Source organism: Myxococcales bacterium (assembly GCA_016720545.1).
GTDB lineage: Bacteria > Myxococcota_A > Polyangia > Polyangiales > Polyangiaceae > JAAFHV01.
In genome coordinates this window covers 366,476-387,502 of record JADKKK010000001.1, presented here as the reverse complement: position 1 = coordinate 387,502, position 21,027 = coordinate 366,476, and the positions used below count along the sequence as shown (strand labels likewise).

Annotated in this window: 16 protein-coding genes; 13 read left to right on the top strand and 3 right to left on the bottom strand. The window is 71.3% G+C overall.

Annotation, left to right across the window (positions count from 1 at the left end; genetic code table 11):
- Positions 1–50: 50 nt before the first annotated feature.
- Complete coding sequence (gene trxB / locus IPQ09_01530) at positions 51–1,007, bottom strand: thioredoxin-disulfide reductase (GenBank protein MBL0192901.1); 957 nt, start codon at positions 1,005–1,007, stop codon at positions 51–53.
- A gap of 130 nt (positions 1,008–1,137) precedes the next feature.
- Here trxB and IPQ09_01525 point away from each other — a divergent pair, with 130 nt between their 5' ends.
- The 10 genes from IPQ09_01525 to IPQ09_01480 all read left to right on the top strand — a co-directional run bounded on the left by IPQ09_01525 (position 1,138) and on the right by IPQ09_01480 (position 13,691).
- Positions 1,138–1,620, top strand: a complete 483-nt coding sequence (locus IPQ09_01525) for a cyclic nucleotide-binding domain-containing protein (GenBank protein ID MBL0192900.1) — start codon at positions 1,138–1,140, stop codon at positions 1,618–1,620.
- Between the two features lie 32 nt (positions 1,621–1,652).
- Complete coding sequence (locus IPQ09_01520; GenBank protein ID MBL0192899.1) at positions 1,653–2,306, top strand: hypothetical protein; 654 nt, start codon at positions 1,653–1,655, stop codon at positions 2,304–2,306.
- 191 nt (positions 2,307–2,497) lie between these two features.
- Complete coding sequence (lexA, locus tag IPQ09_01515) at positions 2,498–3,172, top strand: transcriptional repressor LexA (protein ID MBL0192898.1); 675 nt, start codon at positions 2,498–2,500, stop codon at positions 3,170–3,172.
- A 168-nt stretch (positions 3,173–3,340) separates the two neighbouring features.
- Entirely contained in the window at positions 3,341–4,315 is a 975-nt protein-coding gene (locus IPQ09_01510) for an FHA domain-containing protein (protein ID MBL0192897.1), read from the top strand.
- Between the two features lie 196 nt (positions 4,316–4,511).
- Positions 4,512–6,455, top strand: coding sequence for a hypothetical protein (locus IPQ09_01505; GenBank protein MBL0192896.1), 1,944 nt, complete (start codon positions 4,512–4,514; stop codon positions 6,453–6,455).
- A 305-nt stretch (positions 6,456–6,760) separates the two neighbouring features.
- Entirely contained in the window at positions 6,761–7,204 is a 444-nt protein-coding gene (locus IPQ09_01500) for an FHA domain-containing protein (protein ID MBL0192895.1), read from the top strand.
- Positions 7,201–8,517: a protein phosphatase 2C domain-containing protein gene (locus tag IPQ09_01495; GenBank protein MBL0192894.1), complete on the top strand. Its 1,317-nt coding sequence runs from the start codon at positions 7,201–7,203 to the stop codon at positions 8,515–8,517. Before IPQ09_01500 ends, IPQ09_01495 begins: the two co-directional genes overlap by 4 nt.
- Before the next feature lie 111 nt (positions 8,518–8,628).
- The gene (locus IPQ09_01490; GenBank protein MBL0192893.1) at positions 8,629–11,625 is read left to right on the top strand and encodes an FHA domain-containing protein; all 2,997 of its coding nucleotides are present in this window, start codon (positions 8,629–8,631) and stop codon (positions 11,623–11,625) included.
- Positions 11,626–11,657: 32 nt separating this feature from the next.
- Positions 11,658–12,218: a dihydrofolate reductase family protein gene (locus tag IPQ09_01485; GenBank protein ID MBL0192892.1), complete on the top strand. Its 561-nt coding sequence runs from the start codon at positions 11,658–11,660 to the stop codon at positions 12,216–12,218.
- Between the two features lie 219 nt (positions 12,219–12,437).
- Positions 12,438–13,691 (top strand): Zn-dependent hydrolase, encoded by a 1,254-nt coding sequence (locus tag IPQ09_01480; protein MBL0192891.1) that lies wholly within the window; start codon positions 12,438–12,440, stop codon positions 13,689–13,691.
- A gap of 91 nt (positions 13,692–13,782) precedes the next feature.
- On the opposite strand, the gene IPQ09_01475 is transcribed toward IPQ09_01480, so the two are convergent.
- A complete protein-coding gene (locus IPQ09_01475) occupies positions 13,783–15,717 on the bottom strand; it encodes a hypothetical protein (GenBank protein MBL0192890.1) in 1,935 nt (644 codons plus the stop codon).
- 92 nt (positions 15,718–15,809) lie between these two features.
- Between IPQ09_01475 and IPQ09_01470 the strand changes: the two genes are divergently transcribed.
- The 3 genes from IPQ09_01470 to IPQ09_01460 are packed head-to-tail and all read left to right on the top strand — an operon-like array spanning position 15,810 to position 18,860.
- Entirely contained in the window at positions 15,810–16,439 is a 630-nt protein-coding gene (locus tag IPQ09_01470) for a sigma-70 family RNA polymerase sigma factor (protein MBL0192889.1), read from the top strand.
- Positions 16,432–17,766 (top strand): serine/threonine protein kinase, encoded by a 1,335-nt coding sequence (locus IPQ09_01465; GenBank protein MBL0192888.1) that lies wholly within the window; start codon positions 16,432–16,434, stop codon positions 17,764–17,766. Before IPQ09_01470 ends, IPQ09_01465 begins: the two co-directional genes overlap by 8 nt.
- 2 nt (positions 17,767–17,768) lie before the next feature.
- Positions 17,769–18,860: a hypothetical protein gene (locus IPQ09_01460; protein ID MBL0192887.1), complete on the top strand. Its 1,092-nt coding sequence runs from the start codon at positions 17,769–17,771 to the stop codon at positions 18,858–18,860.
- Between the two features lie 20 nt (positions 18,861–18,880).
- On the opposite strand, the gene IPQ09_01455 is transcribed toward IPQ09_01460, so the two are convergent.
- Entirely contained in the window at positions 18,881–20,995 is a 2,115-nt protein-coding gene (locus IPQ09_01455) for a beta-propeller domain-containing protein (protein ID MBL0192886.1), read from the bottom strand.
- Between the last annotated feature and the right edge of the window lie 32 nt (positions 20,996–21,027).

Sequence of the window (21,027 nt, the reverse complement as noted above, 5' to 3'; positions counted from 1 at the left end):
TCCGTGGCCGAAGCCGGCCACGCCCGGGGGAGGTACCCGGATGTGCCGCGTCAGTGGCTCGAGCTCGCGGCGAGCCAGCGCTCCGCCTCGAGGGCGGCCATGCACCCCGAGCCCGCGGCCGTGACGGCCTGCCGGTAGACGAAGTCCTGCACGTCGCCCGCGGCGAACACGCCCGCGACGCTCGTCTGCGTCGTGCCGGGCTTGGTCTTGATGTAGCCGTTGTCGTGCAGCTCGAGCGCGCCGGCGAAGAGGTCCGTGTTCGGAGTGTGCCCGATCGCGACGAAGTACCCCGTGACGTCGAGGGTCTGCTTCTCGCCGGTCTTGTTGTTGCGCAGCCGGACGCCCGTGACCTCGCCCTTGGTCACGTCGAGGATCTCGTCGATCTCGGTGTTGTAGTGGACCGTGATCTTCGGGTTCTTGAGCACGCGCTCTTGCATCGCCTTGCTGGCGCGGAACTCGTCGCGGCGGTGGATGAGCGCGACGCTGCGGCACAGACCGGAGAGGTACATCGACTCCTCCATCGCCGTGTCGCCGCCGCCCACCACGGCCACGTCCTGGTTTCGGAAGAACGCGCCGTCGCACACGGCGCACGCCGAGACGCCGCGCCCCTTCAGCGCGTGCTCGCTCTCGATGCCGAGCCACTTCGCCTGGGCGCCCGTGGCGATGATGAGGGTCTCGGCCTGGTACTCCGTGTCGTCGTCGCCCGCCCACACGCGGAAGGGACGCGACGACAGGTCGACGCGGTTCACGTCTTCGGTGCGGATCTCCGCGCCCTGATGGAGCGACTGGTCGCGGAACGCCTTCATGAGATCGGGGCCGGTCACCTTCGCGGGGAACCCCGGGTAGTTCTCGACGTCGTTCGTGATCATGAGCTGCCCGCCGGGAATGCCCCCGCGGACGAGCCCCTCGAACATGAGGGGCTGCAGGTTGGCGCGCGAAGCGTAGATCGCCGCAGTGTGGCCCGCAGGGCCGGAGCCGATGATGATGACCTTTCTCGTGTCCGTCATGGCGGCGACTCTACGCCCGGCTTCGCGCGCCGCCCACATGATCCAAAGCGGCCGCGATCGATTCTCGTCGCTCGTAGCTCGCCGCTAACCCGTGGACGGGTGGCGGCGATTGCCGCTACGCTTCCCGGCCGTGACCGACCCCAGCCCGACGGCCCAGCGCGAGGAGCAGCTCGCCCGCGTCCCCTTCTTCGAGGGCCTCACGGGCGAGGCCCTACAGCTGATCGCCGAGGTGACCCACGAGGAGTCGTACGGTCTCGGCGCGCGCATCTTCAACTACGGTGATCGCGGCGACCGCGTGTACATCGTCGCCGAGGGTAAGGTGCGCATCTCGCGCAACGTCTCCGGCATGGGCGAGGAGGCCCTCGCGGTGCTGGGGCCTGGCGAAGTGTTCGGCGAGATGGCGCTCCTCGACGAGTCGGTGCGCTCGGCGGACGCGTTGGCCCACGAGCGCTGCAAGCTCCTCGTCATCGCCAAAGACGACTTCGACGACCTGCTCTTTCTGAACAAGGATCTCGCCTACGAGGTCCTCTGGAGCTCCGTGCGCATGCTCACGAGCAGGCTCCGCGAGACCAACGAGAAGCTTACGTTCCTCTCTACCTCCGGCAAGTTCTGACGCCCCGACTCTCAAAGGCCCCCCTCCCGACGATGGCATCTTCCAAGCTCCCCCTCCTCGCGCTCCTCCTCGGCGTGTCCCTGTCCACGGCCGCCGCCGCGTGCGGTGGGAACACTCCCGCCCCCGTCGTCCCCGCGGGCCCGGGGCCTTCGGCGCCGCCCGTCGCGTCCGGTTCGGCAGCACCGGCGCCGAGCGGCGCGGTGGCCTCGCCCGTCAAGGCGCCGGTCGTGATGAAGCCCATCGCGCCGAGCGCGATGGCCTCGGAGCTCGCCGCGATCGGCCTCGACCCCAAGCGGCTCCCCCCGCTCGACAAAATCGAGCCGCAGAAGCTGCGGAAGGTCATGAAGACCTTCACCAAGGCGCTCGGCGTCCAGTGTGGCGCCTGCCACGACGCCGACGACTTCAAGGCCGCCACGCCCAAGAAGGCCGTCGCCACCCGCATGTGGAACGACTTCTCGCGCGGCCTCGTGCTCGCCGACGGGAGCCCAATTTACTGCGACTCTTGCCACCAGGGGCGCATGGAGTCGCTCGACCACGGCGACAAGAAGGCGCTCGCGAAGTGGATGCAGACGGAGTTCGTCGACAAAGTGAAGCGCGTCGACGGCAAGGAGCACGGCTGCGAGACCTGCCACGGCGATCCGTTCGAGGGGCCCTTCATCGACACCGTCTGGGCAAAGAAGAAGTAGCCTGCCGCTGCTCGCCCGTCCCTGTGGGGCGGCGGTCGGGGAGGGCCTTCCGAGGCCCCCGGACGGCCCTCGAACGCGGCCAGTGTGCGCGCCCCACGCATCGAAAATTCCGTTGTAAGATCAAGCTCTTGCGCGCAAACGGTGCCGCGTTCTTGACCTGGTAACGTGCGTTCAGTACTGTTCGTTGCAACATGCAAGGGCTTACCCAGCGGCAGCAGATGGTCCTCGACTACATCAAGCAGTCCATCGTCGATCGGGGGTACCCTCCCACGCTCCGCGAGATCGGCGCGCGCATGGGGATTCGCTCCACGAACGGCGTGAACGACCACCTTCGCGCGCTCGAGCGCAAGGGATACCTCACGCGCGAAGACATGAAGAGCCGCGCGCTCCGCCCCACGGGGCCGGGGCCGGTGGGCCCGCTCGAGGCGTCGAACGACGAAGCCAACGCCCAGTCGCTCCGGATGGACGATGACGACCTCGTCGAGATCCCGGTGCTCGGTCGCGTGGCGGCGGGCATGCCCATCCTCGCCGAAGAGAACGTCATCGACACGGTGCGCGTCGACCGCGGGCTCATCCGCGGCGGCCGCGAGGTCTTCGGCCTCCGCGTCTCGGGCGACAGCATGATCGACGCCGGCATCCTGAGCGGCGACTACATCTTCGTGCGCAAGCAGCTCACCGCGAGCCGCGGCGACATCGTCGTCGCGCTCATCGGCGACGAGGCGACGGTCAAGTACTACTTCCCCGAGAAGGACTACGTGCGCTTCCAGCCCGCGAACAAGACCATGGCGCCGATCCTGGTGCGCGCGATGGACTTCCGCGCGACGATGCTCCTCGGCGTCGTCGTGGGCGTGTTTCGCCGCATCTGAGCGCCCCTCTTTCGTGCCCTGGCCGCGTCGCGCCGCGCCGCGCCGCGCGTAGGGATCGCGCCGCCGCCCGCCTAGATTTTCGTCAGGTACTCGCGCGCCGCGAGAATTGTCGGATATGATCGTCGCGGGCGCGCCCGACGTGCGCCCTCTGGTCCACTGGAGAATCTCATGGCCCCCTGTCCGCAATGCGGCGCTGTTCCACAGTCCTCCGACAAGTTCTGCAACGTCTGCGGATATTCGCTCGGCCCCTCGCCATTTGGGCAAGCTCCCCAATACGGCGCGCCCCAGCAGCCGCATCAGGGTGGGCTGCCGCCGATCGACGCCATGCCCTTCACGAATGACGCGTACGGCAACCCCCAAGGCCAGCAGGGCGGGGGCTTCCAGCAGTCCGGCGGCTATCCCGCGGGGCAGGGTGGCTTCCCCGGCGGTGGCGGCGGCTTCGGTCAACAGCCGCAGTACGGTGGCGGCGGCTTCGATCAGGGCGGCGGCTTCGGTCAGCAGCCCCAAGGTGGATTTGGCCAGCAGCAGGGCGGCTTCCCCGACCCCAACGCGGGGTTCGGTGGCGGCGGCTTCGGTCAGCAGCCACAGCAGGGCTTCGGTGGCGGCGGCTTCGGCCAGCAGCAACCGCAGCAGCCGCATCAGCCCCACCAACCGCAAGGCTTCGGCGGCTACCCGCAGCAGGGCCAGGGCTTCGGCGGCGGTGGTTTCGATCAGGCCCCGCAGCCCCAGTTCGCGCCTGCACCGCCGCCCGCGCCCGTCGCTGCGGCTGCGCCCGCGTACCAGCCGCCTCCGCCCCAGGCGCTGCCCGCCAACGCGCTGCGTGGCTTCGTCGTCTCCTACCAGGCGAACCCCGCCGGGGAGTTCTGGCCGCTCACCGGCGGCCGCAAGGTGATCGGCCGCGCGAATTCGGGCGAGAACGTCGACATCCCGCTGAGTGACGCGACCACGTCCTCGCGGCACGCGGCCCTCTCGATCGACGGAGTGAGCGGCACCATCACCCTCGAGGACACGGGCTCCACAAACGGCACGTTCGTCAACGAGGAGCATGTGGGCTTCAACGGGCGCCGCGACCTCCGCGATGGCGATAAGCTCCGCTTCGGGGGCTATGTCGCGTTCGTGAAGCTCATCACGCGCACGCACTGAGGGGCGCCTTCGCGACGCGACTGCGCGGTCGCGCGGCTGCATGATCCCCCGCGCTGCAGCGTCCACTCGACGGCTCCTGGGCGTCGCGGCGTGGTCTGCCGCGGCCCGCGAAGCGCGCGCGATCGGCGTAGGGAGGAGTGAGTCCTTCCTGGCAGGGCGAAAGCTTGGTATTTCGTCAACGCGACAAGGAGCCCTCGTGAACCGATCTGCCGCCTCCGCCACGCACGCGCCCGCCCGATCTCTCCTCGCAGTGGCTGTGCGGGCGCTCGCCGCGGCCCTCGCGCTGCTCCTCGTCCTCGCGGCTCGGCCCGCGAGCGCCGCCGTCGAGACCAAGCTGCTCCGCATCGACCCACGCGCGGGCGTGCGCGACGGTGCGCCGTTGCTCACCACCGTCGTCGAGCTCGTGCAGTTCTCTTCGCTGAGCGAGGTCGTGAGCAACAACGGGTGCGCCGCGCTCCGCGGGGACGCGTACCTGAACTGCCTCAGCGCCGCGGTGGAGACCCCCAACGCCATCGCGAAGCCGTTCCCCTTCCCGGACGCGCAGGCGCGGCTCTTCGTCCGCGTCGACAACGCCGAGAGCCCGGCGACCTTCGTGAGCAAGACCGCCTGGGGCGCCGCGAAGAAGGACCCGCTCGTCGGCACCGCCTGGCTCATCGCGCTGGACGCCTCGAGCATGATGGGCGGCCGGTACCAAGACGCCCGCGAGGTCGCCAACCAGTTCATCGGCGCGCTTGGCCCGAACGACCTCGCGAAGCTCATCATCTTCGACGACAAGCTGAACGCGTACCGCGCGAACACCGCGTGGACCCCCGCGCGCGACAAGGCGAAGCTCATCGCCGTCCTGGCGGCGAACGGGACCCCCTCGGCGTCGAGCGGCAGCGGCCGCCCCTTCGGTGGGCAGGTGAAGAACATCGCCCGCGCCTTCGGCGACCTCGGCAACAGCGGCAGCGTGCAGAACATCCCCATGATGCAGGCGATGGTGCTGCTGTCGAACGGCGCCGGTCGCGAAGACGGTGGCAGCGTGGCGGCTACGGCCGAGGTGATGAAGCAGTTCTTCAACAAGGGCCGCTTCCCCGAGGACAACAGCGCCTCCCCGAAGACGCCGCTGCCGGTCATCTCGGTGTATTTCCCGAACGCGCGTGGGTTCGTCAACGACAAGCTTTCGTTGAATGATTTCCAGTACATGCAGGACATCGCGAACCCCGAGATCGGGGGCTTCTTCGACATCGTCCAGGCCGGCCAGTCGGTCACCAAGGCGCGCACGATCGTGAAGCTCGTGAACGACCGGTTCGACAAGATGTGGGTCGTCAAGTGGAAGCTCGCGTGCCTGGCCCCCACGGTCGAGCAGTCGTTCATCCTCGCGTTCGACAACACGAGCCCGCCCATCAAGCCCGACGCCACGTTCAAGGAAGTGCCGCTCGGCGTGAACCCCACCCAGTGGCCGCTCGATCTCAACCTCGCGCAGACGAAGCTCGAGGCCGACGCGAACCCCCTCCACCCGGGCGGCACCTTCCGGGTGTACGGCAACTTCTGCTGGGGCGGCGACAAGACGCGAGCCGAGGCCTACTTCGTGCCGGCTGGCTCGAAGCCCGATCCGAACGTGAACCGAAACGATCCGCGCGTCGCCCAGCAGGCGATGCAGACGATCACGGCCCAGAACCTGCGCGGTGGAGCGCTCGAGGCTTCGGACACGTTCGTCTCTCTCCAGGTGCCCGACGACGAGAAGATCCTCGAGGGCAACGGCGAGCAAATGATCACGCGGCTCGTGCTCTACGACAACCGAGCGAAGCGCGCGAGCGGGTACGACGAGAAGACCGTCCTCACGCTCAAGGCGCAGAAGAAGCCGATGAACATTCTGCTCATCGCGGGTATCGGCGGCGGCGTGGTGGTCATCATCTTGCTGCTCGTGGTGCTCCTCCGCGGAGGCGGCGGAGGCGGTGGCAAGCGTGGTCGCTCGGCGGCGCCGCCCGCCGCGCCGGTGGTGGCCGGTGGTCCTGCGCCTTACGGCGGCGGTGGCGGGTACGGCGCCCCCCCGGGCGGAGGCTACGGCGCGCCCGGAGGCTACGGCGGCCCGCCCCCGGGCGGCCAGGGTGGAGGCTACGGCGGCGGAGGCTACGGCGCCGCGCCCCCTTTAGTCTGAGCCCGGCGCCGGCGCCGGCACCGTCGGGGCTCGGGCCCTCGGGCTACGGCGCTCCCCCTGCGCCGGAGGCGGCGCGCGCGTCGGTCGCGCCGGTCGCCCCGCTGGGATACGCGCCGGCCGGCTACGTGGCGCCTCCTGCGGCGGCCCCCCCGGCGTACGCCGTTGCGGCGGCCGCGCCGCCCCCGCAGCCGTCTCCGTCAGCGCCCCCGGCCGCGTTTGCCTCCGGAGCCCCGCCGGCGGTGCGGCGCGCGACCGAGGGGCTGGTCATCGGCGAGGTCATCTGCCCTTCGTGTCGGCTCCCCACCATGACGACGCCCGGCGTCGCGTCGGTGTGCTTCTCGTGCGGGCAGCCGCTCGGCGCGCCCGTGGCGGCGGCGGCGGTCCCGAAGAGCTACGCCTTGACGGGCGCTCTCCCTTCGGCCCTCGCGCCGCCGGTAGACCCCTACGGCGACGCGGGGCGGCTCGCGAGCGCGCGCCTCGTCGGCCCGGCCGGTGACTTCCCGTTGACCGTCGCGGAGGCCGCGGTCGGCCGCGATCCGGCGCGGTGCCGCCTCCTGCTCACCGAGCCGCGGGTGAGCGGCGTGCATGCGCACGTGCGCCTGCTCGACGGCGCGGTGCAGGTGCGCGACGGCGGCTCGAACAACGGCACCTACGTTGACGGCGCGCGCATCGCTCCGGAGGTCTGGGTTTCCGTCCGCGTGGGAGCCGAGGTACGCTTTGGCCCCGTGAGCTTCACGGTGACGCGTTGACGACGCCCCGAGACACCCTGGTCGAGCCCATCGCCGCCGAGCTCGCGCTCCGCACCGATCCGGGCCGCGATCCGGAGAAGCAGATCAACGAGGACGCAGGCTTCCACAAGGCCACGCGCTTCGGGACCCTCTGCGTCGTATGCGACGGCATGGGTGGCCACGCGAACGGGCAGGACGCGTCGGCCGCGGCGACCCGGGCCATCCAAGAGACCTTCGACGGCGCGCCAGCCGGCGCGAGCGGACGCGAGCTACTCCGCGACGGGATCACCCTCGGACACCAGCGCATCCGCGAGCTCCCGCTCGCCGCGGGCGAGGCGCGCGCGGGCTCGACGGTCGTCGCGGTGCTGCTGACGCCGCACGGTGCCGAGGTCGCGCACGTGGGCGACAGTCGCGTGTTGTTCATGTCGCGCGGTCGAATTCAGCAGATCACCCGCGACCACTCGATGGTGCAGCTCATGGTCGAGGCGGGCATGATCCGCCCCGAGGAGGCCGCGACCCACCCCGACGCGAACAAGATCATGCGCGCCCTCGGCATCGCCGCCGAAGTGCAGGTCGAGCTTCGGCCCGAGCCTGTCCCCTTCGCGCCCGGCGACGTGTTCGTCCTCGCCAGCGACGGCCTGACCGATCTGGTGACCGAGGCCGAGATCCTCGCGATGGCCGGTCAGGTCCCGCTGGAGCAGGCCGCCGGCCAGCTCGTCGATCTCGCGAACGCGCGCGGGGGGCACGACAACATCACAGTGCTGCTCGCGCGCCCGAGAGAGGGCTCGAGCAGCTCCTCGGCCGCGGCGACCCTCGTCTCCGCGGGGCTCGGCACCGTGCCGGATCCGCCCGCGGCGAGGGCGGGAGCGACGGTGCTCGCCGCGCCCCTCGCGAGCCCCGCGCCGACCGGCTCGCCTGCGGTGGCCACGGTCCCGATCGCGCCGGCGCTCGGTGTCGTGCCCGGAGCTGGACCGCCGCCGCACGTCGGGCCTGCCGTGCCCGCGGTGCTCCCGCCGAGCCCCCCGCGCTCGCAGCGCAGCGCGGCCGCGCCCACACGGCCGTGGTGGCTCATCGGGATCCTGGTGCTCGCGGCGGTGGTGGCGGTCGCGGTCGCGAGTGCCGGGCTCTACGCCGTGATCATCAAGCCGGAGCACGTCGACCCGCAGATCGCCGTGCCGCTCTCGGCCTTGCCACGTGTCGGCGAGCCCCCCGCCTCGAGCGAGTCGGAGCCCACGGCCGCGCCCTCTCTCCCCGCGGAGACGCCCCCGCTCGCGCCGCCGTCGGCGCCGGGGCACCGAGGCCCTAGCCCGAGCGCCCGGCCCCCGGGCGAGTAGCGCCCGGACCCGCGCACCGACGCCGAGGGGCGTTGCCTTGGGCCCCCCGTCTCGGGTGGTCGGCCCCGGAATCTCGAAGTCCTCGGGCCCTTCAGTGTAGCATCGCGGCCGATGATCCCCGGGTTCGGCAAAGAGCAGGTTTCGATCGGATCGGCCCCCGACAACGACGTCGTGGTCCACGGCCCAGGTGTTGCCCCCCGGCACGCGCGCATCGTGCGGCAAGGCGCGCAGCTCACCTTCTTCGACAACGGCGCCGCCCCCACGTTCGTGGGGGGCGCGCCCGTCGCCCCTAACCAGCCGATACCCTTCGATTTTCGGACACCTATCGCGCTCGGACAGACCCCGCTGCCGCTCGCCCATCCCGCCCTCGCGCTGATGGCCATGTCGGTCGGTCAGGCGCCGGCGCCGCCTGGGCACTTCATCGTCGGGCGGGAGTCGAGCACCGCGAGCCTCGTGCTCGCGAGCAGCGCGGTGAGCGGGAACCACGCGACGGTGATGCTCGATCGCATGACCGTGACCGACAACGCGTCAACCAGCGGCACCTACCAGAACGGCCAGCGGCTCCCTTCCGGACAGGCCGTGCCGCTCGACCCCAACGGCGTGCTCGCGTTCGGGCCCGTCCCCGTACCGACCAGCGTGCTGCTGCAGCTCGGGCGTGCGCAGGGCGCGCCGCTGCACGGCCCTCCAGTCGGCGCCCCTCCGGCCGGCATGGCGCCTCCAGCCGGGCCTCCGCCCGGGGCGGGGCCTGAGCCAGGCCGGAAGCACCGCACGGTCATCGGCGAGCTGAACCTCGCCGACCTCGCCCAGAACATCATCACCATCGGCCGCACGCCCGACAACCAGATCGTCGTGCCGCACGCCCAGGTGAGCTCGCACCACGCGGTGCTCGTGCGGCAGGGCAACGACGTGCTCCTCGAAGACAAGGGCTCCGCGAACGGCACGTTCGTCCGCGGCCAGCGCCTCGCGCCAGGCCAGCGCGTGCCGGTGCAGCACGGCGAGAAGATCTTCATCGGCCCCATGCCGGTGCTCCTCCAGCTCACGGGCCAGCAGCTCGGCCTCGTGGTCGAAGACCAGCAGGCCTCCTGGGCGGGCAAGCCGCTCTACGACATCGAGGCGTGGGACCTCTCCCTCGAGGTGCCCGATCGCGACGACAAGTCGAAGATGAAGGTGCTGCTCGACCACGTGTCTTTCAAGGCCATGCCGGGCGACATGATCGCGCTGATGGGGCCTTCCGGGGCGGGCAAGACCACGCTCCTCATGACGCTGAACGGCTACCTGCCGCCCTCGAGCGGGCAGGTGCGCATCAACGGCGAGGACCTCTACGCGATCTACGACGCGCTCCGCGGCTCCATCGGGTACGTGCCCCAGGACGACATCGTCCACCCCGAGCTCACGGTCTTCGAGGCGGTGAAGTACTCGGCGAAATTCCGCCTCCCGCCCGACTACTCCGACGCCGAGATCAACCAGCGCGTCGAGCAGACCCTGAAGGACCTCGGCCTCGACGCCCTGAAGAACCTGGAGATCGGCAAGCCGGAAAAGAAGGTCCTCTCCGGCGGACAGCGCAAGCGCGTGAACATCGCGCTCGAGCTCGTGACCGATCCCGTCATTCTCTTCCTCGACGAGCCCACCAGCGGCCTCGCGGCCGACGACACGACGGCGCTCATCACGCTGCTGTCCGAGCTCACCAAGAAGACCGGCAAGACGATCATCATGACGATCCATCAGCCGGCGAAGGACGAGTTCGAGAAGTTCAACATGACCTTCATCATGGGGTACGGCGGCATCCCGACGTACTTCGGGCCCACGGGCGAGCCCTCGTACCGCTTCTTCGCGAGCCTCATCGAGCGCCCCGACAGCCCCTTCCGGAGCCTCGCGCCGCAGCACGCCGGCAAGCGCATCGACAACCCTCGCGACATGTTCGACATGCTCCAGGTGCGCGAGAAGGCCGTGCACGAGGACATGAAGCGGCACGACCCGAACACGCCGCGAAACCCGGCGAGGCTCGAGGCGGCGCGTCACTGGCGAAACGAGTTCTTCCGCAACGAGAACCCGGTCTTCCAGCAGATGTACTCCGGCCCCCGCGCGGTGGGCACCGAGGCCGCGGCCCGCGGCGTGCCGCACGCGCCCAAGGTGGCGCTCTTCAGTCAGCTCATGCTGCTCATCTCGCGGTACTGGAAGGTGCGCATCCGCGACCGCGCCGGCGCGGCGATCATGTTCCTCCAGGCGCCCATCATCGGCGTGATGCTCGCGTTCGTGTTCGCGGGGCAGAAGCAGGCCGTGCCGTTCTGGTGCCTCGGCGCGCTGCAGGAGCTGTCGAAGCGGGGCCAGTCGAACGCGACGGGCTCGGCCGATCTCCTGAATCGGATGCAGCCCACCAACGACAACACGGCGGCGCTCTTCTTCGTGGTGGTGAGCTGCGTGTGGTTCGGCACCAGCAACTCGGCGCGCGAGATCGTGACCGAGCGGGCGATCTACATGCGCGAGCGCATGGTGAACCTGTCCCTCTTCAACTACGTGTTCTCCAAGTACATCGTGCTGTCGGCCATCTGCGTGGTCCAGTGCTCGATGCTGCTCGGCATCGTGTTCGCCACCCTCGGCTTCCACGGCGGACCCGGCGCGTTCCTGATGGAGCTCGGCATCATGGTGGGCGTGAGCATGAACGCCACGGCGCTCGGGCTCTTGCTCTCCACGATGGTGTCCTCGGCGGAGGCCGCGATGGCGCTCACGCCGATCGCGCTCATCCCCCAGGTGGTCCTCGGCGGGCTCATGGTGCCCATGACCACGAACGAGATGCTGAAGCCGCTCATGTACGTCATGCCGGCGCGCTGGGGCTTCGAGGGCTCCATCGTGCACGAGCGCGCCGCGATCGAGCGCGATCCCGCCTGGTACATCGACCTCCACAAGCCGACCCTCCAGAGCGCCCCGGACTTCATCGAGAACGGCCACTTCAAGTGCGCCATCGCGCAGATGGCCTCTGACCACCTCGCCGGTGGGTGGGGCTTCATTTACTACGCGGATCTGTGGCTGCCGTTCGTGGTCCTCTACGGGATGACGTTCCTCATGATGGGGCTCTTGCTCATCATTTTGAAGCGGCGCGATCCGGTCTGAGGGGCGGCGGTGGGCCACAGGGGGAGACACGCATGGGACGACTGACGTTCAGCCTCAACGTGACTCTGGACGGCTGCGTCGACCACCAAGAGGGCATCGCTGACGACGAGACGCACGCCTTCTTCACCCGCCTGATGGACGAGTGCGGGGCGATGCTGTGGGGCCGCGTCACCTACGAGCTCATGGAGGGCACCTGGCCCGCGATCGCCCGCGGCGACGGTGAGGCGCCGCCGGCCCTGCGCGAGTGGGCAGCCAAACTCGAGATCAAGCCGAAGTACGTCGTGTCGTCGACGCGGAGCGACTTCCCGTGGAGGAACAGCCACGCCCTCGCCGGCGACCTGCGCGCGAGCGTGGAGAACCTCAAGGACGCCACCCCGGCCGGCGTGCTCCTCGGCAGTGAACAGCTCGCGACCGAGCTGGACCGCCTCGACTTGATCGACGAATACAGGTTCCTCGTCCACCCCAGGATCGCCGGTCACGGCCCAACGCTGTACCAGCGCGGCCTGACCAGCACACGGCGGCTCGAGCTCGTCTCGGCGAGCCCGCTCCGCAACGGCGCCGTGGCGATGCACTACAAGCGCGCGCGTGGCTGAGGGCAGCCCGTTGATTCTGCTGCCGCCGCGCCCCAACGTGGGGCGCGAAATGTGGCCGTGGACAGAGGTGGGCCCCTCGCAGCACTCCGCGGACCAGAACAGCCGCAGGGGTCCTGTTCTCGCTCGGCGTCGGTTGGGGTTGAAACGAGGCCCCGTGCCTTGCGACACTGCCGCTCCGGGCGCGTCGACACGCGCACCGGGGAAGGAACGCGCGCGACCATGACGAGCACCACGCAAGCGAAGGACATCCTCTCGATCAACGGCGATCGCCTCTGGGCCTCGCTCATGCGGCTCGCGGAGATCGGCAAGACCGCCAAGGGCGGCGTCTGCCGCCTCGCGCTCACCGACCTCGACAAGGAGGGGCGCGACCTCGTCACCTCGTGGGCGCGCGAGGCGGGAATGACCGTCACCGTCGACAAGATCGGCAACGTGTTCATGCGCCGCAAGGGCAAGAACGACGCGCTGGCCCCCGTCATGTGCGGCAGCCACATCGACACCCAGCCCACGGGCGGCAAGTTCGACGGCAACTACGGCGTGCTCGCGGGCCTCGAGGTCGTGCGCACCTTGAACGACCAGAACATCGAGACCGAGGCGCCGATCGAGGTGGTCTACTGGACCAACGAGGAGGGCTCGCGCTTCGTCCCCGTCATGATGGGCTCCGGCGTGTTCTGCGGCGCCTTCACGCTCGAGCACGCGTACGCGGCGAAGGACGTGGACGGCAAGAGCGTGAAGGACGAGCTCGCGCGCATCGGCTACATCGGCGACGAGGAGCCAGGCAAGCACCCGGTGGGCGCCTATTTCGAGGCCCACATCGAGCAGGGGCCCGTGCTCGAGGACGCCGACGTTACGATAGGCGTCGTGAAGGGCGTGCTCGGCCTCCGCTGGTACGACTGCGTCGTGAAGGGCATGGAAGCCCACGCGGGGCCCACGCCGATGCCGCTCCGCAAGGACGCGCTCCAGGTCGCCACGCGCATCATGCAAGAGGTCGTCGCCATCGGGAACAGCCGCCCGCCGCACGGACGCGGCACCGTGGGCTTCGTGCAGGTCCACCCGAACAGCCGCAACGTGATCCCCGGAACCGTGAAGTTCTCGGTCGATCTCCGCAACATCGACGACGAGAACCTCGACGCGATGGACGCTGAAATCAAGGCGTTCTGCGAGAAGACGGCGAAGGAGAGCGGCCTCCCGGTCGAGCTCACGCAGGTCTCGTATTTCAAGCCCTGCCAGTTCGAGAAGGGCTGCGTCGAGGCCGTGGCGAACGCGGCGAAGACCTTCGGCTACTCGCACATGGACGCCGTGTCGGGCGCGGGCCACGATGCCGTGTACGTCGCGCGCCTCGCGCCGGCCGGCATGGTGTTCATCCCCTGCAAAGACGGCATCAGCCACAACGAGATCGAGGACGCCAAGCCCGAGCACATCACCGCTGGCTGCAACGTGCTGCTGCACGCGATGCTCGATCGGGCCGGGCGGTAGTCGCGACCTCGACGACGCGGAGACGCGGAGACGCGGAGACGCGGAGGGCGCCGACGCGCCTTCCTGATCGCGAGCCCACTCGCCGACGACGCTACGCTCGTCCTCGTGTGCGCCGCCGCCTCGCCGCTGCCAGCACGAGCGCGACCAGCGCCGCGGCGACCCCGCCCGCGGGCGGCGCGGGGTCGCCCATCACCGCGCACGCGTAGAAGCCCGTGGTTGGCGTCGGCTCGCTCGGCGCCGCGCTCCCCACGCCGGACGAGGTCGGCGACGGCGGCGGTGAGGGCGCGCTCGCGGTCGTTGAGGGCGGCGGGGGCGCGGTCGTCGTCGGCGGGGGAGTGGGTGGCGCGGGGGGCGTGAAGACGCGGGCCCGCCGCGGGGCGCGCGCGCTCCCACCGACCACGAGCACGCTGCCGTCCCCGAGCAGGGTCTGGGTGTGCCAGTACCGCGGCTCGAGATCGGCGGTGGTCGTCGACGCAGCGGGCTCGTAGAGCTCCGCCGCCGCGGTCGCGCTCGGCGAGTAGAAGGCCGCCGCGTTGCCGAGGACCAACACGCGCTCGCCCGACACCTCCGTAGCCTGGTGGAGCCACCGCGTGCCGGCGAGCGGCCGCGTCACGGAGACCGCGCCCGCGGGGGATACGGCGAGCACCTCGCCCGTGGTCACCTCCCCCTGGGGCGCGAGGCTCCCGCCGATGAGCAGCGTCGTGCCGCTCGCGAGGGTGACCGCGGCGTGGTCGAAGCGCGCGCGCGGGAGCGTGGGCCCCGCGCTCCACGCGTCACGGAGCGGGTCGAAGAGCTCGGTGCTCGCGTGCAAGGTTTTGATGTCATTGAAGATTCTGGCGCCACCGCCCGCCACCAGGAGGCGCCCGTCCGGGAGCAAGCTCGCGGTGTGCGACGCGCGGGGGACCGCGAGGCTCGCGGCGCGTCGGCATGAGGCGCCGTCGCTCGCGCAGAGCTCCACCACGGACGACGCGACGCCGTCCCGCGAATAGTCGAGGCTCCCGACGACGAGCACGCGCCCGTCGCGGAGCCGCGACGCCGTGTGGTGCGAGCGCGGCTCGGAGAGCGAAGGGAGGGAGGCCCACTCGCCTGTCGACGGCTCGTAGCGTTCGACCGAGGCGAGCACGCGGGGCGGGTTGAAGCTCACGTCGCCACCGAGGACGAGCACGAGCCCGCCGTCGAGCGCGGTCGCCGTGTGTGCCCGTCGCGCGGTGGTGAGCGAGCCGGTGGCGGCGAAGGTTCGAGTGGTCGGATCGTAGAGCTCCGAGGTGGCGAGGTCGGCGCCGAGCGAGGTCGAGTACCCGCCCGCGATCAACACACGTCCGCTCGGGAGGAGCGTCGCGCTGTGGAGAGAGCGCTCCACGGCGAGGTCTCCCGCGTCGGTCCACTCGGGGTCGAGCAGCGCGGGATAGTCGGACGCGGCGAGGTCCCACGAGAGCTCCACCGTGCAGGTGGCCGCTCCTGGCGCGACGGGCGCTCGGCCCCATGGCGCGCGCGGGTCGCGATCGACGGCGCACCCTCGGACCTCGACGCCTACGGGTCGCCGCTGCCCTCGCGCGTTCGCGATCCATGGTGGGAGCATGTGCGCGCGCGGCGCGCCTTCCGCGTCGAGGACCTCGAGCACGCCAGCGACCAGGCGCAGACCCGCGAGCGCACCGAGCGACAGTTCGTAGCGCACGCGAGGCTCGCGCGGAGGTGTCGGGAGTCGTACCCAGTCCTCGAACGTCCCGAGTGAGCCGGTGGCGTCGCTCGCGCCGCGCCTCTCGCGAACCAGATCGACCCCGGGCCCGAGCGCGTCGGCGAACTCGTCGCGCGGACCTTCCCGGCGGCCCGGCACATGCCGCGCGCCGAGCAAGACGAGCGTGGGGCCTCGCGGAGTGAGCGCGATCGGGGCGTCAGCGAACGACGCCCCCTTGTCCTGCGTCTCGCGCACCGGGTCTCCGGCGGCGCTCCCAGAGGACGAGGCGACCCCCAGGGCCACGAACAGCAGGATGCGAGGTAGGGCGCTGCGCACGGTCTCCAGGCTCATCGTGCCATGCGGTTGCGGCGCCGGAAAGGCACGCCGGCCTCGGGAGGCGCCCGGCTCGCCCCGAGCGCGCCGCTTCGTGTACGCTTTGGAGGATGTCCGCCCCGGCCGCGAGAGCCGCTCACGACGCGCTCGAGAATGAGCTGCGCTCGCTCATGGAGCGGGGCGCGACGAACCAGGCGGCGACCCTCGCGCTGCGGCGGGCAGGACCCGAGCTGCTCCGCTTCGTCGTCCACGCTCACGGCAGCGAGACCATGGGAGCGGACGTGTTCTCGCTCCTGGCCGAGGACGTCTGGCGCGGGCTCCCTGCCTTTCGGTGGGAGTGCTCCTTTCGCACCTGGGCGTACGCGCTCGCGCGCCGCGCCTCGGCCCGCTACCGTCGCAGCGAGCGGGCCCATGGTCGAGCGATCCCCCTCTCGGAGCTCGGGGCGTTGTCGGAGCTCGTCGCCGAGGTCCGGACGCGCACAGTGAGCCGCCTCCGCGAGGAGAACCGCTCGGCGATCGACACGCTCAAGGGCGAGCTCGACGTCGACGAGCTCATGCTCCTGTCTCTCCGGGTGGAGCGCGAGCTGTCGTGGGCCGAGATCGCGACCGTGCTCGCCGACGAGGGCGAGCCCGCCGACGCGGCAGCGCAGGCGCGCTTGCGGAAGCGCTTTCAGCTGCTCAAAGATCGACTGAAGCGGCGCGGGCGCGAGCTCGGGCTCGTCCCGAGCGGCGATGGCTGAGCCGGCCTCCGTCGCCGAGACCTGGGACTCCGACGACGCCACCGAGTCGGACGAGCTCTTGCGGAGGCTCGCGAGCACCGGCGTCCACGAGCGGCTGACGCCCGAGCTCGTGCCCGGCGAAGCGGTCGACCGGTTCGTCGTCGTGCGCGTCTTGGGGCGCGGCGGGATGGGCGTCGTCTACGAGGCGCGCGACGAGCGCCTGGGGCGGGCCGTCGCGCTCAAGGTCGTGAGCGGACACGGCGCCGCGAGCCCCGACCGCAAGCGGCGCTTCCTGCGCGAAGCGAAGGCCGCGGCGGCCGTGGCGCACGCGAACGTCGCGCGGCTCCTCGAGGTCGGGGAGCACGACTCCAGCGCGTACCTGGTGTTCGAGTATGTCGAGGGTCGCACGCTCCGCGCGCTGCTGCGGCAAGGCCCGGTGCCGTTCGCCGAGGTGGTGCGTATCGGCCGTGAGCTCGCTCTGGGGCTCGTGGCCGCCCACGCGGCGGGCGTCGTGCACCGCGACGTGAAGCCGGAGAACGTGATCCTCGACGCCACGGGGATGGTCAAGATTCTTGACTTTGGCCTCGCGAAATGGGGCGAAGAGGGCGCGCCGCGCGAGGTGTCGGAGGTGCTCACGGCCGAGGGCGTGGTCCTCGGGAGCCCCGGGTACATGTCGCCCGAGCAGGCCCTCGGCAAGCCCACGGACGCCGCGACCGACGTGTTCTCGCTGGGCGTCGTGCTCTTCGAGCTCGCTACGGGCGAGCGGCCCTTTCAGGGCGTCACCGCGATGGAAGCCATCGTGTCGACCACGCGGGACGTGGTGCCCGATCCACGTGGGCTGCGGCGCTCGATCCCCGGGGCCTTCGCGCGGCTCGCGCTGCGGTGCCTCGACAAGCGCCCCGAGCGGCGTCCGAGGGTCGAGCAGGTGGCCCGGGAGCTCGAGCGGCTGCCGCTTCGTCGTGGGCCGTCCGCCGCCCGCCTCACGGTCGCGGGGGGCTTGGCCCTCGTCGTGCTCGGCGGGACGCTCGGCATGGGCGCCCGGGCCGCGCGGCACTCGTCCCCCGTCGTGGCCGTCAGCGAGCCCCCCTCTCCCCCCGCCTTGCCCGCGGCCTCCCCGGCCAGCGCGGCGGAGGGACCCCCTGTCGCCCCGAGCACGATCGCGGCGAGCGACGTGGCGCCCGCGGGGCCGCCGCGGTCGCCGTCGCCGTCGCCCACGCCGGTGAAGCCGCGCGCGTCGGTCCACGGACCGTCTGCGGCTACCACGCCCGCGCCGATCGCGCCCGCGCCCGCGCCCTCGTTCTCGTCCGCGCGCCCGCTCGATCGTCCCTCGTTTCGCGAGCGAAAATAGCCATGTGCGTGCGGGTGGGGAGCGCACGGCACGGTGGCGGGAGAGCCCGAGCGCTCGCGACGCTGCTGTGGCTGGCGTGGCTCGCGACGCTCGCGCCGCCCGCTCGCGCCGACGTCGCGGGCAACCAGCAGGGAGTCGCCGCGACGCTCTTCGATCGTGGGCGTGAGCTCATGGACGCGGGCCGGTACGCGCAGGCCTGCGACAGCTTCGAGGAGAGCCAGCGGCTCGATCCGGGCGGCGGCACGCTGATGAACCTGGCGCTCTGCCGGAGCCTTGAAGGGCGTACGAGCACGGCCACGCAGCTCTTCACGGAGGCGCTCGCGGCCGCGCGCCGCGACAAGCGCGACGATCGCGTCGAGGAGTGTCAGCGAAGCCTGGCCGAGCTCGGCCCGAGGGTGCCCACGGTCACCCTCATCGTGGAGGCGCCCGCACCCTCGGCGCTGGTGCCGTCTCCCAAGCTCACCGTGCGGCTCAACGGAGGGGGCGTGCCGGCGCTGGCCTGGGGTGCGCCGGTCCCCGTCGACCCGGGCGACGTGCTCGTCGAGGCCTCCGCGCCGGGCTTCGTGCCGTTCTCTGCCCGACTGCGCGTGCGGGAGGGTCAGCGCGAGAGCGTCCGTGTGCCGCCGCTGGTCGCTGCCGCCGTCGCGCCGGCGCCGCCTGCGCCGGGGAGGGACACCGATGCGTCCGCGCCGCCGCTCGTCTGGGCGACCGCCGGGCGACCGCTTGCTGTCGCGCGGCTCGATGTCGACGGAGCGCTGAGGGGCGCCGTCGTGTACGGAGGGTTCGGCGTCGGCGTCACCCGATTCGCGGAGCTCTCCGCCGGCGCGCTGCTGGGCGCCACGAGCGGCTTCGAGGTGGGGGCGCGGGCGTTGGTCCCGCTCGGGCCGCTGCGGCCGTTCGCCACGCTCGCGATCCCCTTTTTTTTCGCGGACGGCGTGCGCGCCGGTGTCCGCGCCGGCGCGGGGCTCGAGTGGTCTCTGACCCGGCACCTCGCGGTCTTCGGGCAGGTCGCCGGGGTGTACTTCCCCGCGCCACCGCGGACGCGCGAAGCGGCCGCGTTCCTCCCCGCGCTCGGCGTCGTAGGCCGCCTGTAGCGGCGAGCCCGTGCGCGCCTTCAGGGCGTCATGGGGAGCTCGGCCTCGTCGCGGCCGAGCGAGCCGAGCCGCTGCACCTTCACGCGATCTCCCGCGATCGAGTACACGAGGTCGTCGAGGAACACGCTGCGCTTCACGGTCGACGTGGCGCGCGACCACCACGTACTGCAGCTCACGCCCCGCGACGAGTGATCGACGCCGCCGCGCCGATGGAAGCCCCGCTCGACGCTCACGTCGTACACGTAGAGCCCGCTGAACGTGATCTCGTTGCCGTGCACGCCCGCGGCGCCGCCCTCGCACACGGTCATGGGCACGCCGAGCAGGCCCTTCTCGGGGAAGTAGTTGAAGGCGAGGTGGTTCGTCGCCGCCTCGGAGCTCGAGCCGCGGGTGCCAATCTTCTCCTTGTGAAGCAGCACGGGTTCGGTCGGCTTGCTCACGTCGAAGAGCTGCAGCAGCACCCCGTCGAAGTAGGCGAAGTCGCCTCGGTCTTGGGCGTCGAAGCCGATCGAGAGGAGGTGGTCGGGGTCGACCCGATGCATGTAGGTGGAGAAGCCAGGTATCTTGAGCTCCCCCAGGATTGCGGGCTTATCCGGCTGCGCGAGGTCGAGCACAAAGAGCGGATCGGTCTTCTTGAACGTGACGACGTACCCGCGGTCGTCGTCGAAGCGGACGGCGCGGATGTCCTCGCCCGGCGCGATGTGCTCGACCGCGCCTACCCGGACGAGGCTGCCGTCGTCGCGGTGGGCGAGCACCGAGAGCGTGCTCTCGACCCCTGGGCTAGGCACCCGCCCGCGTGTGGTCGCGACGCGGAGGTAGCCGTACCACTCGTCCATCGCGAACTGGTTCAGCACGTGGCCGGGCACCGCGCCGCTCCCGAGGTAGCGCGTGGCCTCCGGGCGCTCGCCGATGCGAAACGCGTGGATCTCGCTCACCTCGTCGGTCGTCGGATAAAAGGAGTACCAGCGCCCGGCGCGCTGGGGCCGTCGCCCGTGGACCACCGACATGTACAGCGTGTCGGCAGAGGCGAAGACCGCGCCCGGCCGGCTCTCGACCGTGGCGGTCTGGGCGGGTGAACCGTCGTCGGTGAGGTCGAACGAGACGAGGCTCGTGAACGCGTGCCCGTCGTCCAGCGCGGAGCGGAGCAGGTGCCCGCAGAGCGGGGTCTCGCCCCCTCGGTCGCGGATCGAGGGGAAGCGCGCGGTCTGGTTCAGCCGCGCCTCGTTCTCGGCGCGGAGCTTGGCGAAGCGCGCGCGCACGACCTTCTCGGGGGTGCCGCAGGTCGCGAGGCCCGCGGGCCAGGTAGGGTAGCTCGCGGCGCGCACGTCGTCGTCGGCGACTACCGTGTGCACGACGGTGCCCACGCGTCGCGCCGTCATGAGCGATCCGGTGAGCCCCAGGGTGCGCGTGACGCGTGGCTGGGCGCGATCTTTCAGGTCGAGCACGGTCACCTCGGTCGAGGTGCCGTCGCCCGCGAAGGCGCAGTCGTACCCGTAGGTACAGCGCCTCGGCGCGCCGCCGCGGGACGTGTAGACCACGGCGCGGTCTCCCTGGACGAAGAGCTCGCGGACCGTGCCCGGGAGCGGCGTGGTCGAGACGACGCGCGGATGCATGGCCTCGACGATGCGGAGCGCTCCGTTTAGTGCAAGGTACACGTACTTGCCGTCGGTCTTGACGATGTCGGCCTCGTCGACGCCGGCGATCTGGTTGTTGGTGCTCGAGTGCGCCCTCGCCGACGTGACGGGGCCGGGGCGAGGGGCGGCGCCCGCGGCGGCACCCTGGAGCGACGCGCCCGCCGAGCCCATGGCGCGCATCGCACCGCCACCGCTCCCGTAGCCCGAGCCGATGCCGGCGAGTCCGCGGAGCGTCGAGCCGTTCGCCTCGAGGCGGCGCTGCTCGGCTTGCCGCCGCGACTCCGCCCAACACTCGGGTTGCTCCTCACGCCACCCCTGCAGCGCGGCGTCCAACGCGTCGTGCATGCGGCGGAGCTCGGCCTGAACGGACGCCTTGCGGCGCTCGGCGAAGTCGTCGCAGCCCGAGGCGAGCAGCCTCGCCTCGGCGAGGGCTGCCGGTGACGGATCGCCCGCCATCGAGGTCGTGATCTTCGGCGGGGCGGGCTTCGTCCTGACGGGAGCCACGGGCGGAGCGGCGCGTGGCGCTGGGGGCGGGC

Excerpts from the sequence above, each read along its gene's own strand:
- IPQ09_01510 (MBL0192897.1), top strand. The coding sequence starts at position 3,341 with ATGGCCCCCTGTCCGCAATGCGGCGCTGTTCCACAGTCCTCCGACAAG.
- IPQ09_01520 (MBL0192899.1), top strand. The coding sequence starts at position 1,653 with ATGGCATCTTCCAAGCTCCCCCTCCTCGCGCTCCTCCTCGGCGTGTCC.
- trxB (MBL0192901.1), bottom strand. The coding sequence starts at position 1,007 with ATGACGGACACGAGAAAGGTCATCATCATCGGCTCCGGCCCTGCGGGC.
- IPQ09_01490 (MBL0192893.1), top strand. The coding sequence starts at position 8,629 with ATGATCCCCGGGTTCGGCAAAGAGCAGGTTTCGATCGGATCGGCCCCC.
- IPQ09_01485 (MBL0192892.1), top strand. The coding sequence starts at position 11,658 with ATGGGACGACTGACGTTCAGCCTCAACGTGACTCTGGACGGCTGCGTC.
- IPQ09_01475 (MBL0192890.1), bottom strand. The coding sequence starts at position 15,717 with ATGAGCCTGGAGACCGTGCGCAGCGCCCTACCTCGCATCCTGCTGTTC.
- IPQ09_01470 (MBL0192889.1), top strand. The coding sequence starts at position 15,810 with ATGTCCGCCCCGGCCGCGAGAGCCGCTCACGACGCGCTCGAGAATGAG.
- lexA (MBL0192898.1), top strand. The coding sequence starts at position 2,498 with ATGCAAGGGCTTACCCAGCGGCAGCAGATGGTCCTCGACTACATCAAG.
- IPQ09_01480 (MBL0192891.1), top strand. The coding sequence starts at position 12,438 with ATGACGAGCACCACGCAAGCGAAGGACATCCTCTCGATCAACGGCGAT.
- IPQ09_01460 (MBL0192887.1), top strand. The coding sequence starts at position 17,769 with ATGTGCGTGCGGGTGGGGAGCGCACGGCACGGTGGCGGGAGAGCCCGA.
- IPQ09_01500 (MBL0192895.1), top strand. The coding sequence starts at position 6,761 with ATGACGACGCCCGGCGTCGCGTCGGTGTGCTTCTCGTGCGGGCAGCCG.
- IPQ09_01465 (MBL0192888.1), top strand. The coding sequence starts at position 16,432 with ATGGCTGAGCCGGCCTCCGTCGCCGAGACCTGGGACTCCGACGACGCC.